The organism is Solimicrobium silvestre, from assembly GCF_002976435.1.
Taxonomy (GTDB): domain Bacteria; phylum Pseudomonadota; class Gammaproteobacteria; order Burkholderiales; family Burkholderiaceae_D; genus Solimicrobium; species Solimicrobium silvestre.
On record NZ_PUGF01000016.1, the window covers coordinates 1 to 13351 of the forward strand.

A 13351-nucleotide genomic window follows, 5' to 3' on the forward strand; every position below is an offset into this window, starting at 1 on the left:
GGTGTATTTAATGTATTTTACTGTCGCCAGAAGATTCTTAAAATCGACTTGCGCGCTGCAACTAATTCGGCTTAAATGTGTTACCCATGTCTGGATACACCCGTTACCTATGTCCCACGTCTAAACACGTCGCCAAAAAAGGTAGGCCAAAAAAGGCGACCACGCTATTTCGGAAACCCCGGTTTTTCTAAGAAAAAAAGGGAAAAGTTCGAAACTCGCTGCGCTCAGACAGCGAACCTTTCTGATCCTTTTTTCCTTAGAAAAACCGGCCGAACTAGAAGTGGGGGTAGGTCAAAAGCAACTGCAACGGCAACAACCAAACATACAAGTTTCAGCTAGCTCGGTGCATTACTCAGTCAATAAATCATACTATTGCGGGCAAGAACGCACTTGGGTTTGTAAGCCATTTTGAATTTCATCAACGCCATCGGTTCTGGCTACTGTCGGTGAATACACGCAATAACTACCATTGGGATTCGTTACTTTGGTTACGCGTTGTGAGGTGCCTACTCCAATTTCTACTTCGCCTGACACCTTCACCTTCTTTTCTGCTTGCGTAAACGTATTCGTGAAGGCGTTCTCACCGGCTGATAACGTATCCTTTTTTATCAGGTACACCGGCTGTTCCTGGCTTATTTCCTTGCTTACTTTGTCTGTGTCGAGATTAAGCGGTGCAGTTTGCTGTGTTGGCATCGTTGACTCTGCGACTTGAGCGCTTGCAAAAGGGCTCAGCAGCGACGCTGCCAGAAAGAATAATTTAAAATTAGAGATGGAGCTTGGGTTCATTTTTTGAAACCGATTAAAAACTAATGTTAAAAGTAATGTGGGCAACTACGGAACTGAGTCGGCATACCGGTTTGAATTGGATCTATTCCATCTGTTCTTCCCTGGGACGGTGAATACACGCAATATTCGTCACCCCAAACGGGAATGACTTTGTCCACTCGATCAGTCGTACCCTGCTCATGAATTTCTTCCACAGTTGGCGGACCTCTGCGTACCACCGCAGCTTTGGAAAAACTTTCAGTAAATTTATTTGGGGCAGCTGAGAGAGTTTCAGTGTGTTTCTCTACGTGCTCATCATGCTCATCATGACTTATCTCTTTAGCGATTTGGGCGGTATCAAGATTCAGCGGTGCCAAATCTTGAGCCGTCTTTGTTTGCGCATAAGCTTGCTGACTCGGCAGCACGAAAAATAGCAGCGCGGTTAAAGGAAATAACGCTATAGGATTAATGCTAATTTTTTTCATTCTTCGTTACAGCCATCAGTAAGTTAAATTAAGTCAGCGTAGAGGTTACTTTCAATACTTCATCACAACTAGTCAATCCTTCAATAATTTTATAAGCCCCGGCTATGCGTAACGGTTTCATGCCATCTTTAATGCTTTGTACACGCAGGGCATTTAAGTCGGTTTCAGGGCGAATTAATTTGGTAAAGGCTTGGCTGACGGTGATTAGTTCATATAAACCGGTGCGGCCCCGGTAACCGGTTTGGCGGCATTCCGGGCAACCTACTGGCCGGTATATTTTATCTGGCTTCGGTATATTCCAATGCTCTGACAAAGTCATCCAGATTGGTTCTGGTAGATCTGCATCTTGTGTTTTGCAGACTGGGCATAACGTCCGCACCAGGCGTTGTGCCAAAATGCCGACTAGCGTGGCTTCCAGCAAATAATACGGAACACCTAATTCGAGCAAGCGCATCACAGCCGAAGGTGCGTCGTTGGTATGCAAGGTGGAAAATACCAAGTGACCGGTTAAGGCTGCTTGAATCGCCATTTCAGCGGTGGCTAAATCGCGAATTTCACCGACCATAATAATGTCTGGATCTTGCCGCATTAAGGCACGTACACCGTCCGCAAATGAAAGATCAATTCCGTGTTGTACCTGCATTTGATTAAATGACGGCTCGACCATTTCAATCGGATCTTCTACTGAGCAGACGTTAACTTCAGAAGTCGCCAGGGCTTTTAAGGTCGTGTATAACGTCGTGGTTTTTCCTGAACCGGTCGGGCCGGTGACTAAAATAATACCGTGCGGTTTTTCTGTAAGCTGTTTCCAGCGCAGCGCATCTTCAGTAGGGAAGCCGAGTTCCGGCAAGGTTTTAACGACGACTTCAGGATCAAATATCCGCATCACCATTTTTTCACCAAACGCAGTTGGTAAGGTGGAAAGCCGTAATTCGATTTCTTGCCCAGCATTGGTACGGGTTTTAATCCGGCCATCTTGCGGACGTCGTTTTTCAATCACGTCCATGCGGCCTAGCAATTTAATTCGCGCTGTCATGGCGATCATTACGGTAACGGGCACTTGATATACCTGATGCAAAACACCGTCGATCCGGAACCTGATCGCTGCCATGCTACGTTTTGGCTCTAAATGGATATCCGATGCGCGCTGCTCGAACGCATATTGCCACAGCCAGTCGACAATATTGACGATGTGCTGATCATTGGAATCAAGCTGTTTATTCGAGTTACCGAGTTCAACCAATTGTTCAAAATTATTGCGTAATGCAACGTCTTGCCCTTTGGTTTTGCTGGCGTTTTTAATCGACTTCGCCAGCGCAAAAAATTGTGCGATGTATTGTGAAATTTCGAGCGGATTCGCCAGCACAAGTTTTAATTCACGGCGCGTAACTTTGGCAATTTCATCATGCCATTCGGTATTGCCCGGCTCGCAAGTGGCAATGGTGACGCTGGTTGCGGTGATTTCAACCGGTAAAATATTAAAACGCGCTGCATAAACAGCGGACATCACATCGGCGACTTTGGTGAAATCAACCTTCAGCGGATCAATCCGGTAAAACGGCAGCTTGACCCGTTTGGCTAGCCATTCAGTCAGCCAGTCAAGATTTAAATGGGTGCCCGGCGAGGTGATAGCAGTGAGTTTGCATTGCGCTAAAGCGGTGAGCGGGTGCATGCTCATCGGCGCATTTTTTAAGATTGCCTGCGCTAAGGGATATTGCGCTCTCGCCGTTTCTTTGGTGAGAATGCCATCATGGATCAGCCAATTTAAAATGTGTTGTAAGTCGAGATGTTTAGTCATGTCGGTCTTAATTCTGCATCGCAAGTTGAATGCCATTTACCCATGATTTTGCGGGTAGCTTGGTGCTGAGTTTAATTTGTGCAGCGCGTTCATGGAGTGCTGCAAAGTCGAACTTTACTTTAGTATTGAACGCAATCGCAATCACATTACCATCATGCACTTCCGGCAGGCAAATCACTTGGTCGAATACGAATTTCATGGCCTTAATATTTTTAAGGTAACTCGGATGGTCGCCAAATAAATTAACCGTCATGATGCCATCCGGTTTTAAACAATCGGAACAGGCTTGGTAAAACTCGGCGCTGTCTAAAACTGGTCCGCGCGCGGTCGCGTCATATACATCAACTTGTAAAACATCGAGCGTGCCGTAACGGCTAGTTTCATTGACAAATTCTTCACCGTCCATTTCCAGTACCTGCAAGCGGGCGTCGTTGTCCGGTAATTTGAACATGGTTTGGCAAATAGAAATAACCGATGGGTTTAGTTCAATTGCGGTGACCTGTGCATGTGGAAACTGACGGTAGCAAAATTTGGTGAGTGAGGCGGTGCCTAAACCCAGTTGTGCTATCTGTTGCGGTTTTTCGATAAACAACATCCAGGCCATCATTTGTTGTGCATATTCCAGTTCCAGCCAATCTGGTTTTCTTAAGCGCATCGCACCTTGTACCCATTCCGTTCCAAAATGCAGGTAACGACAGCCATCCATTTCTGACAGCGTTACAGGGGCGTACTTTACTTTGCGTTTTGGTGAGTTATTAACACCTGATTTTGTGTTGGCTTGCGCTTCGATGGATTTTCGTTTTATCAGCATAATGATTGTAAGGTGTTATCAGTTTCGTAAATAGTAGTGTAGCCAGTTGCGACTATTTATAATTAAGTGCAAACTTACTGGCATTAAAAATAGTTAACAAATTTTAGGAGGATGATATGGAGGAAGTCAGTAAAAAGCCAGTAGAGATTTTAATTGAGCAATATTCAGAGAGCCACCAGAACCCTATCAATGAGTTAATTCATTTTATTTGCGTGCCAGCCATTATGTGGACTTTTTTGGGTCTGTTTTGGTCATTGCATCCCCTGTTGGCGGTAGCAGTCACTGTGCTTGCTCTAGTTTATTACTTCACGCTTTCACCGCGGCTGTGTTTTGGAATGTTAATCATGAGCCTTTTGATGCTTGGTTTGCTGTATGCATTGCCTGGAAGTTGGGTCTTGCCCTTATCAATTATCGTGTTTGTGCTGGCTTGGATAGGTCAATTTATTGGGCATTATCTAGAAGGTAAAAAGCCGTCGTTCTTTGAGGATGTGCGATTTTTGTTGATTGGCCCCTTATTTGTGTTGGGATTTTTATATCGAAAATGCCATTTCGCGTTGTAAATTGTTACAATTATGGATGCTAGTGAAACATCCTGACTCTTGTTTGCTTGAGTCAGTGGCTACACAATAGTTGGTATGTGTAAGATTCTTATGGAGAAACAAATGAAGAAAGTTTTATTATTAATAAGTGTGTTGAGTATCGCTGCTTTAACCGGTTGTGCGGTTACACCAAATTCTGCCAATGTATATCAATCTCGCCAGACTATGGGTGAACAAAGTGTGCGTATGGGCGTAGTTGAGTCGATTCGTAATGTGATGATTGACCACGGTCAGTCTGGTGTTGGTACCTTAGGTGGCGCGGCGCTCGGTGGTATTGCTGCAGGTAGCAGCATCGGTCAAGGTAACGGAGCAGTGGCGGCAGGCATTGCCGGCGCGATTGTTGGTGGTTTGGTTGGTCAACATGTAGAGCAAAACATGAATACTAAACCTGGTTTGGAAATCACCGTTAAATTGGACAATGGTAATTTAACCGCCATCGTGCAAGATGCTGACGAGCAATTTAATGTGGGTGATCGGGTACGTTTATTATCAGGCGGACGTACTACACGTGTAACGCATTGAGTTTTAACGTAAAGAATAAGTAGTAACCCAGCAGTAATTCAGAAACAAAAAAGCGCGCATTTTAACGATGCGCGCTTTTTTGTTTTAATGACTGAATTATTTACCAGCCATGCCCAACAACATTTCATTCAAGCGTTTTACATAAGCGCTTGGGTCATTCAAATTACCGCCTTCTGCCAACATCGCCTGATCAAACAAAATATGCGCCCAATCGTCAAACTTGGCGGTTTCATATTTCAAACGCTGTACTAAGGGATGATCCGGGTTGATTTCCAAAATCGGTTTTGAGTCTGGTGCAGCTTGTCCGGCTGCTTTTAACATACGCGCCAGATTACCGGATAATTCATTTTCATCAGCGACCAAACAAGCTGGTGAATCGGTTAAACGGAACGTTACGCGCACGTCTTTGGCTTTGCCTTCTAACGCTGTTTTCATCTTGCCGACTAAGTCAACATAGTCAGTTTGAGTTTGTTCGTGCTGTTTTTTCTCGGCTTCGTCTTCCAGTGAACCTAAATCCAGGCTACCTTTAGCCACTGATGTTAATTCCTTGCCTTCAAAATCAGCCAGGAAGGACAACATCCATTCATCCACGCGGTCAGTCAACAGCAATACTTCTACGCCCTTTTTGCGGAAAATTTCCAGATGCGGACTATTCTTAGCCGCTGCAAAACTTTCTGCCGTCACGTAATAAATCTTGTCCTGGCCTTCTTTGGCACGGGCTAAATAGTCAGCGAATGATACGGTTTGCGCTTCGCTGTCATTATGAGTTGAAGAGAAGCGCAGTAATTTGGCAACGCGATCTTTGTTACCGGCATCTTCGCCAGTGCCTTCTTTTAATACCTGACCAAACTCATTCCAGAAAGTCTGGTATTGGTCTTTTTTCTCTTGCTCGTCGGCGTTAGCCAATTCTTCCAGCATGCCTAAAACACGTTTGGTAGAACCTTCGCGGATGAACTTGATGTCACGCGATTCTTGCAGAATTTCACGTGACACATTCAACGGCAAATCAGCTGAATCAATCACACCTTTTACAAAACGCAGGTACACCGGCATTAATTGTTCAGCGTCGTCCATGATGAATACGCGTTTTACGTACAGCTTAATGCCGCCGCGTTTGTTGCGATCCCATAAATCAAACGGTGCGCGTGCTGGAATGTAGAGCAACTGCGTATATTCGCTGCGACCTTCAACGCGGTTATGGGTATATGTCAGCGGAGCCTGGAAGTCATGTGAAACGTGTTTGTAGAATTCGTCATACTGTTCCTGCGTGATCTCGGATTTGCTCCGTGCCCACAATGCGCTGGCCTGGTTGACGGTTTCAAATTCATCTTTGATTACCTGTTCTTTTTTCTCTTCATCCCATTCTTCTTTCTGCATCAAAATCGGCAGAGAGATATGGTCGGAATAAGTACGGATAACCGATTTTAATTTCCATGATGACAAAAATTCTTCTTCGCCTTCACGCAAATGCAAGGTGATGTCAGTACCACGGCTGGTTTTTTCAATATCTTCAATGCTGAAGTCACCAGCGCCAGCAGATTCCCAGCGTACGGCTTCAGTGCTTCCGGCGCGACGGGTTTCAACGGTAATCTTATCGGCGACGATAAAGCCGGAATAAAAGCCGACGCCGAACTGACCAATCATGGCTGCGTCTTTTTGTTGATCGCCAGATAACTTGCCGAAAAATTCTTTGGTACCGGACTTAGCAATCGTACCCAGATGCGTAATTGCGTCGTCGCGACTCATGCCGATACCATTGTCGGAAATGGTAATGGTGCGGGCTTCTTTGTTGAAGGTGACTTTGATGCGTAAATCAGAATCGTTTTCAAACAGGCTGGCGTTATTCATTGCTTCAAAACGCAGCTTATCGGCAGCATCGGATGCGTTAGAAATCAATTCACGGAGGAAAATTTCTTTGTTTGAATATAACGAATGAATCATTAATTGCAAAAGTTGGGTTACTTCTGCCTGAAACCCGAGGGTTTGCTTTTCGTGACCAGCCATGGTTGTCCTTTTATAAAGTTGGAGGGGCTTGCGCTAAGTGATGCGATCGTAAATGAATCGCGGCGCAAGTTCAGTGTGCATGAAATGAGGCTGAAAAAAACTATTTCAAGGGGACAAGGCTTAAAACACGCAGCATGCGGTTTATTGCTTACTAGCTAAATACAGGGTTTAGACTAGGCATACAGTATACTTACTTCTTTTTTTGCAATGATCAGGACACTAATATGAGCACTTTACCTCCATGCCCCCAATGTAATTCTGAATTTACCTACGAAGATGGCGGTCAGTATGTTTGCCCAGAATGTGCCCATGAATGGAGCGCTCAAGCGGCTGCTGCTACGGCTGACGAAGGGAAGAGAGTTTATCGTGATTCCGCCGGTAACGAATTGCAAGACGGCGATACCGTATCGGTGATTAAAGATTTGAAATTAAAAGGCTCCGGTGGTGTTGTCAAAATGGGCACCAAGGTTAAAAATATTCGTCTGGTTGATAGCGACCATGACATCGATTGCAAAATCGACGGTTTTGGCGCGATGAGCCTGAAAACGGAGTTTGTTAAGAAAGTGTGATGTTGGCAAAATTGAGTTTGAACACTTGAGTCCAAATTCAGTATTACTACCCCCGTCTAATCCTATCCTATCTGGTCCCCATGATGACAAAACGCTTTATCTGCTGGTGCGTGGTTGGCTCAATTGGCTTATTAATCAGCTGTGCGATGTTGATCATTGTGCTGGCCGATTGGCGGATTAGCGATGTGGCTAAGAATAAAATCGTAGCGCAGGCGGAACAGGTAGTTGATCAAGACGTGGTGCTAGTACTCGGCACCTCCCCGCAGATTGGGTCGAAGCCAAATTATTTTTACGTTGAACGGATACGCGCCGTTGTTCAGCTCTGGCAACTTGGAAAAGTGCGAGCGGTGCTGGTAAGTGGCGACAACTCCACCCCGCACTACAATGAGCCAGACCGGATGAAGCGTGATTTGGTTGCTGCCGGAATTCCGCCAGAATTCATCACTTGTGACTATGCTGGTTTGCGTACCTATGACTCCATCGCTCGCGCTGGAAAAATCTTTGGCCTTAAGCGCGTTGTTATCGTTTCGCAACGTGAGCATTTGGAACGTGCTTTGTATTTAGCCTCAGCCATGCACCTGGATGCTACCGGTTTAGCTGCTGCCGATGCGCCAAACTGGTGGCAAGTGCGTCAGCAAGTACGTGAAGCCTTAGCGCGGGTTAAGGCGATGTTGGATATCGCCGTAGAACTGCCGCCCAAACATCTTGGTTTGCCTATAGTTGTGCCGCTGGCACCGAAGCTGGCAACATCAATCTGACGATTTTTACGGCGAAATTCGCGGAGAGAACTGCGCGAGCTGCATTAACGTCGGCAAACATAAATCAATATGTAAGCCAGCTAGAATCTCCCACTGTACGTCTGGATTATCTGCCGATTTGTGATTAGGCCAGTTCGCACCGATTTGCGTGACGGATGCTGGGCAGGCCAGCTCTGTTGCAAGTATCGATTTGAAGTTAACTGACGTAGGTGTAGTTGCAAGTTCGGCTTTTTGTTTCCCCTGTTGTAGTGCCGTATTGAGATAACGTAGTTCATTCGGAGATGGGCCAGCCGCAATTTCATTGAAGCGATGCATCAGAGTGGGGGCGAGTACTTTAAGTATTTGTACCGTCAGAGCGCTGGTGAATTTGTATTCCGCTGCCTTGGGCCCGGCCACATAAGCGACCACCGTGCCGAAATAGCGATCGCCAATATAGAACACAAAAGCACCAGAACGACTGACTACGCGTTCTGACACCAGACCGCCACCTTTGGCAAAAATCTTAAAACGGTTATCGCCAGTGCCGGTTTTTCCACCCACTGGAATTTGCGTGCCATCCGGTAGTGCGAAGACACCGGCCAACCGCTTGGCTGTGCCTAATTGCACGACTTCAGCCAATATCGGTTTGATTAGTGACGTGATCTCGGGCAGTAGCACCGGTTCACCGGCGGCCGGAGTACGGGTCAGCACAGTTTCAAAAGGCGTGTTGACGGCAAAATGCACATTGTCGATACGCACAGTCGGCAAACGCACACCGTCGTTCATGATAATTCCCATTAATTCAGCCAGCGCATCCGGGCGGTCGGCCGAGGCACCGATGGCGGTGCCGTAAGAGGGTACCAGCGAATCAAACGGGTAGCCTAGCCGTTTCCAGGCCCTGTGAATTCCTTGAAAACCTTCCACTTCAAGTAACTGCTTAATGCGTTTGTCCTGCGCGTTTTTGTGTCGGGTTTTAAACAACCATTTATAGACTTCTTGCCGCTCAGTGCTGCTTGCTTCGACGGTTTGGCTGAAGGTAGCTTTAGGGTGTTGGCGCAAATAACCTGCTACCCATAATTCCAGCGGATGCACTCCTGCCAGGTAGCCACGGTCGGCCAGGCCGAAACGTTGCGGCGAATATTTGTCATAAAGTTTGGTCAGTTCATCGGCATCCAGATCAGCCGAATGTGAATAGGTATTCACAAATTTAGCAAATTGAGCTGGACTGGCGTCGGGGGCGATACTGCGAAAAATCACTGCCAGCCGTTTAGGTGTCGGGTGTATTCCCTGAGCCAGCGTTTCCTCTTCATCCGGGTCGCTCATGCCATGATATTTACGATAGAACTGGGCAATAAAAACGCGCCCCTCGCGATCGGCAAAGCGTTTCAGGTATTCACCGCGTTGGGCGTCGTTGTCGTCATCGTCGCCAAGCAAATGTGCGCTGGAGCCGGGTACTTGGTACATGTAAAAATGCACAATATCGCGCATCAGACGCACATAGACTAAGTTGACGGAATAGCGTAATCCTTCGCGAACGGTATAGGTGCGATCGTTCTCGTATTTTTCGAAATTTTCAAAGCTTTGCACCCCGCCGCCGGTGAAAAACTGTTCGCCAGGATTACCTGAATATTCGCGGTCGAGCGCTGCTTCCAGCATCGTTGGCAGGCTACGGTCAGTGGCGTCTACCAGATATTGCAGCGCCCAGTGTTTGATCGGATCATGCGGCGCTACGTTGACCTTTTTCAGTGCCTTGGGCTGAAGATCAACGTATAAGCGATGCAGATCGGCGACGATCTCCAGATAGGTAATTAAGGTACGTAGTTTGGCGGTAGAACCGAGGTCGAGTTTGACGCCTTTATTGATGTCAAAGGGCTGATCAAAGTTATCGGTTTGCACCCGTACCCGGTTACCGCCCGGGGTGCGTTCAAATAGCGTAAAACTATAGGTTACGCCATGTGGATCGCCATGCTGTAGTAACTGGAAGTCGATTAAGCCTGCTTTTTTTGCATAGGCCGGATCACGTAGTTTGCGCAACTCGGTCGTCACTTGTTGCTGCAATTGCGCGTCCAGTGCGCTATCGACAGTTATATCCAATCGATCCAGGTCGTACAAACGCGGCACACCTAACAGCGTTGCCAGATTCAGTCGTACGGCATTCACCCCCTTACGTTCGGGTGGTGCAGGCGGCGGCCGGACGTGCTCTTTTTGCTGTTTGAGCGACTGTGCCAGTGCTGCGTCACGCAAAGCTGGTGTGATCACCTCGGCGCTGGCCATTAGACGTAAATAAGAATCGGTGAGTGCTTCCAGCTCGTCAATTCTAGCCAAATAATAGGATGGGCTGCGTTGTGAAATGAACAGGCTTAACACTTCTTTATAAGCCAGCGCGCGCGCCGCTAGCGGTGCGGATGAATTGCTTGCGAGCAGAAGATTAATTTCTTTAAAGTCGCGCCCATACCAAGCCCACAAGCCGTCGCCAATGCCGTTGATTTCGCCAAAGCCTGCTCGTGCGCTGAGTGGCACGGTGTTGACATAATCAACGACCAGTTGCCGCCGTACCTGCGTGGTGTCTTCCCCGTTCAGGTAGGCACGCACCGAAGCGGAGTACATCTGTCGCATTTTTTCCATAGGCGAGGCGGTGCGGCCTTCCGGTGAATGTCGGTATTTTTCGATCTGGGTTGCCAAGGTACTACCGCCGGGTGATTCGTAACCGGGTTTAAGAAAGTACACGGTACGATCCCACGCAGCATGCGCAAACCGCCCCCATTCCACTGCCGGGTTACGTAGCGGCTGGCTTGGGTCAAGCAGGGTGTGGTTCTCAATGTACAGCAGCGAATTAGTTACCAAAGGCGGCAGTACGTTGAAATTGGAGTAGATGCGCTCAGGATAGCTCGTGGTATAAATTGGCGCGCCATTGAAATCCAACACGCTAAGACCGGCCTGATCTTTTTCCGCATACGGCGCGTATAAACCTCGGTCGGCCATCTGGCTCATGCGTGGCGATAAACGTGCCTGTTCAACCACGGTGTAATCACGCAGCTTCAAGCGATCTAGATAGGATGGCAATTCTGTATAGCCCAGTCGCTGATCATAAGGACCAATTCCTGGATAGCGGATCGACGGGCTGGAACCGGGTTCAACATGAAAACTCAGTTGATGCCCCAAACGTGCCAGATACCAAGCCTGTAGCCGCGACGTGTGTAGTTCGTACGCAACAATACTGATGATCACCAATAGCAAGATTGCAACCGGTTTGATGAATTTAGCAGACAGGACGGACCGTAAACGTTCTCTGAGCATGGTGGCACCAAGTCAATCTGAACCAATGGGAATGAGCATGTATTCAGGATAGACAAGGGAAGGGCGAATATCTATGCAGACTGAAATAAATTCATGCTGCCAGCGAAATTATTTAATGAGGAATGCCAGTTTTATATACCAGAGCGTATAAGTAATTAAATTGATCTATAGGTAAATAATTACATTGATGACTTTATATACTGTCAAAAAAAGTAATTTTTATCGAGCTAAGAGTCATTAGTTACGTTAAATTTTTTCAAAAAATAGAGGGGTATATGAATTGGCTTGTTTTTCACTGAGAAACACACGCGTTGTAAAGGGCAGCTGGCATGCGCAGGAGTAACCAATGGACACTCCTGCGCCTGTCATACCCTATTCGTGTTAATCCTCCTATCAACGTTCCTATGTACTCGCACTGTTGTTCACCAGCACCGGTTGTCCGCGGTAATAATCCGGGAAAATATGTTTCAGGTTATTTATTTTCGGTAAATCGTTGTAGACAATATAAGGATATGTGGGGTTATGAATCAGAAAATCTTGATGGTAATCTTCGGCCGGATAAAAACCTTCAGATGCGCTGACAGCCGTGACGATGTCATGTTGATAGGCATGCGATTTAATTAATTGCGTGATGTAAGTCTGCGCCACTTTTTTCTGCGCTTCATCGGTATAGAAAATAGCAGAACGATATTGTGTTCCGCTGTCCGGGCCTTGACGGTTTAGCTGTGTCGGGTCGTGTGCTACCGAAAAGAAAATATGCAGCAATTCACCGTAAGAAATTTCTGCCGGATCGAAGGTGATTTGTACTGATTCGGCATGCCCAGTGCGCCCCGAGCTGACTGTATCGTATTGTGCAGTGGCCTTGCTGCCACCGGCATAACCGGACACTGCTTTGCGCACACCGCGCACATGTTCAAACACTCCTTGTACGCCCCAGAAACAGCCACCAGCAAATACCGCCGTTTGCAGTGGTCCCTTCGTCTTCGGGCTGTCAAACTCGGGAGCGGCGATGACAGTCGGGGCTTCCGCTGCGTTGCAGGCTACCGCTGTCAGGCAAAAAAGCAGCGCGATGACGCTGCGGGAAGTTAGTAGCGAGTTTGGAAATTTCATGTCGGACTCCTGAATTAGATAAGTTAAATAACTTTAGGCTCTGGCCGCAAAAACCAGCGCTACTGAGTTCATGCAATACCGCAAGCCGGTTGGTTCCGGACCATCGTCGAATACATGGCCGAGATGCGCATCGCATAACCGGCATGAAATGGCATCACGCTGCATGCCTAAAGTGGTGTCGGTATTTTTGATCACATTGACGGCAGAAATCGTCTGCCAAAAACTGGGCCAACCGGTTCCTGATTCAAATTTTGTTTTTGAATCAAATAACGCTGTGTCGCAACAAATGCAGTGATAAATGCCGTCTGCATGATTGTTCCAATACTTGCCGCTGTATGGGCGCTCGGTTCCCTCATGACGTGTTACTTGGTAGGCAGCAACCGGCAAAAGCTTGGCCCATTCCGCGTCACTTTTGACCAGCTTGGGTAAGCGCACTACGCCGGTACTTTTTCCTGCTGCAGAAAAATTTTCAATCGCGACCAGAGAAGTTTGGGGCGGCGCCGAGAGTGCCGCTGCTATCGCTCTTGCGAGTGGCGCATTTGCTAGCAAAGCACCTATGCCAACCAACATAACGGCACGACGCGTGGGTGCAATCTGGTTAGCCGGTTTATCAGCCTGCTGTTGAGGTTTATGAATTGAGATCATCTTGCCCTC

12 protein-coding genes are annotated in these 13351 nt (G+C 47.3%); 4 read left to right on the forward strand and 8 right to left on the reverse strand.

Annotated features, from left to right (window positions below; genetic code table 11):
* Window positions 1-369: 369 nt before the first annotated feature.
* Genes S2091_RS15775 through S2091_RS15790 form a run of 4 tightly spaced genes read right to left on the reverse strand, consistent with a single transcriptional unit; the run spans window position 370 to window position 3859 of the window.
* Window positions 370-786 (reverse strand): hypothetical protein, encoded by a 417-nt coding sequence (locus S2091_RS15775; RefSeq protein ID WP_105532917.1) that lies wholly within the window; start codon window positions 784-786, stop codon window positions 370-372.
* 26 nt (window positions 787-812) lie between these two features.
* Window positions 813-1250, reverse strand: a complete 438-nt coding sequence (locus S2091_RS15780; RefSeq protein WP_105532918.1) for a hypothetical protein — start codon at window positions 1248-1250, stop codon at window positions 813-815.
* A 28-nt stretch (window positions 1251-1278) separates the two neighbouring features.
* On the reverse strand, window positions 1279-3048 hold the full coding sequence (tfpB, locus tag S2091_RS15785; RefSeq protein ID WP_105532919.1) for a type IV pilus assembly ATPase TfpB: 1770 nt from the start codon (window positions 3046-3048) through the stop codon (window positions 1279-1281).
* 7 nt (window positions 3049-3055) lie between these two features.
* On the reverse strand, window positions 3056-3859 hold the full coding sequence (locus S2091_RS15790; RefSeq protein ID WP_105532920.1) for a spermine/spermidine synthase domain-containing protein: 804 nt from the start codon (window positions 3857-3859) through the stop codon (window positions 3056-3058).
* 116 nt (window positions 3860-3975) lie between these two features.
* Between S2091_RS15790 and S2091_RS15795 the strand changes: the two genes are divergently transcribed.
* Together S2091_RS15795 and S2091_RS15800 are read left to right on the forward strand one after the other, a co-directional pair.
* Window positions 3976-4419 (forward strand): Mpo1 family 2-hydroxy fatty acid dioxygenase, encoded by a 444-nt coding sequence (locus S2091_RS15795; RefSeq protein ID WP_105532921.1) that lies wholly within the window; start codon window positions 3976-3978, stop codon window positions 4417-4419.
* 102 nt (window positions 4420-4521) lie between these two features.
* Complete coding sequence (locus S2091_RS15800; RefSeq protein ID WP_105532922.1) at window positions 4522-4980, forward strand: outer membrane lipoprotein; 459 nt, start codon at window positions 4522-4524, stop codon at window positions 4978-4980.
* 96 nt (window positions 4981-5076) lie between these two features.
* Here the strand turns inward: S2091_RS15800 and htpG are convergent, their stop codons facing one another.
* Window positions 5077-6984 carry a molecular chaperone HtpG gene (htpG, locus tag S2091_RS15805; protein ID WP_105532923.1) on the reverse strand — a complete coding sequence of 636 codons (1908 nt, stop codon included), beginning with the start codon at window positions 6982-6984 and terminating at the stop codon, window positions 5077-5079.
* 224 nt (window positions 6985-7208) lie between these two features.
* On the opposite strand from htpG, the gene S2091_RS15810 reads away from it, so the two are divergent.
* A complete protein-coding gene (locus S2091_RS15810) occupies window positions 7209-7553 on the forward strand; it encodes a zinc ribbon domain-containing protein YjdM (protein WP_105532924.1) in 345 nt (114 codons plus the stop codon).
* A gap of 80 nt (window positions 7554-7633) precedes the next feature.
* Window positions 7634-8311, forward strand: a complete 678-nt coding sequence (locus tag S2091_RS15815) for a SanA/YdcF family protein (RefSeq protein ID WP_105532925.1) — start codon at window positions 7634-7636, stop codon at window positions 8309-8311.
* A gap of 6 nt (window positions 8312-8317) precedes the next feature.
* Here the strand turns inward: S2091_RS15815 and S2091_RS15820 are convergent, their stop codons facing one another.
* The 3 genes from S2091_RS15820 to msrB all read right to left on the reverse strand — a co-directional run bounded on the left by S2091_RS15820 (window position 8318) and on the right by msrB (window position 13342).
* The gene (locus S2091_RS15820; protein ID WP_105532926.1) at window positions 8318-11587 is read right to left on the reverse strand and encodes a transglycosylase domain-containing protein; all 3270 of its coding nucleotides are present in this window, start codon (window positions 11585-11587) and stop codon (window positions 8318-8320) included.
* 402 nt (window positions 11588-11989) lie between these two features.
* Window positions 11990-12697: a peptide-methionine (S)-S-oxide reductase MsrA gene (msrA, locus tag S2091_RS15825; protein ID WP_105532927.1), complete on the reverse strand. Its 708-nt coding sequence runs from the start codon at window positions 12695-12697 to the stop codon at window positions 11990-11992.
* Between the two features lie 33 nt (window positions 12698-12730).
* Window positions 12731-13342: a peptide-methionine (R)-S-oxide reductase MsrB gene (msrB, locus tag S2091_RS24720; RefSeq protein WP_341477004.1), complete on the reverse strand. Its 612-nt coding sequence runs from the start codon at window positions 13340-13342 to the stop codon at window positions 12731-12733.
* Window positions 13343-13351 lie beyond the last annotated feature (9 nt).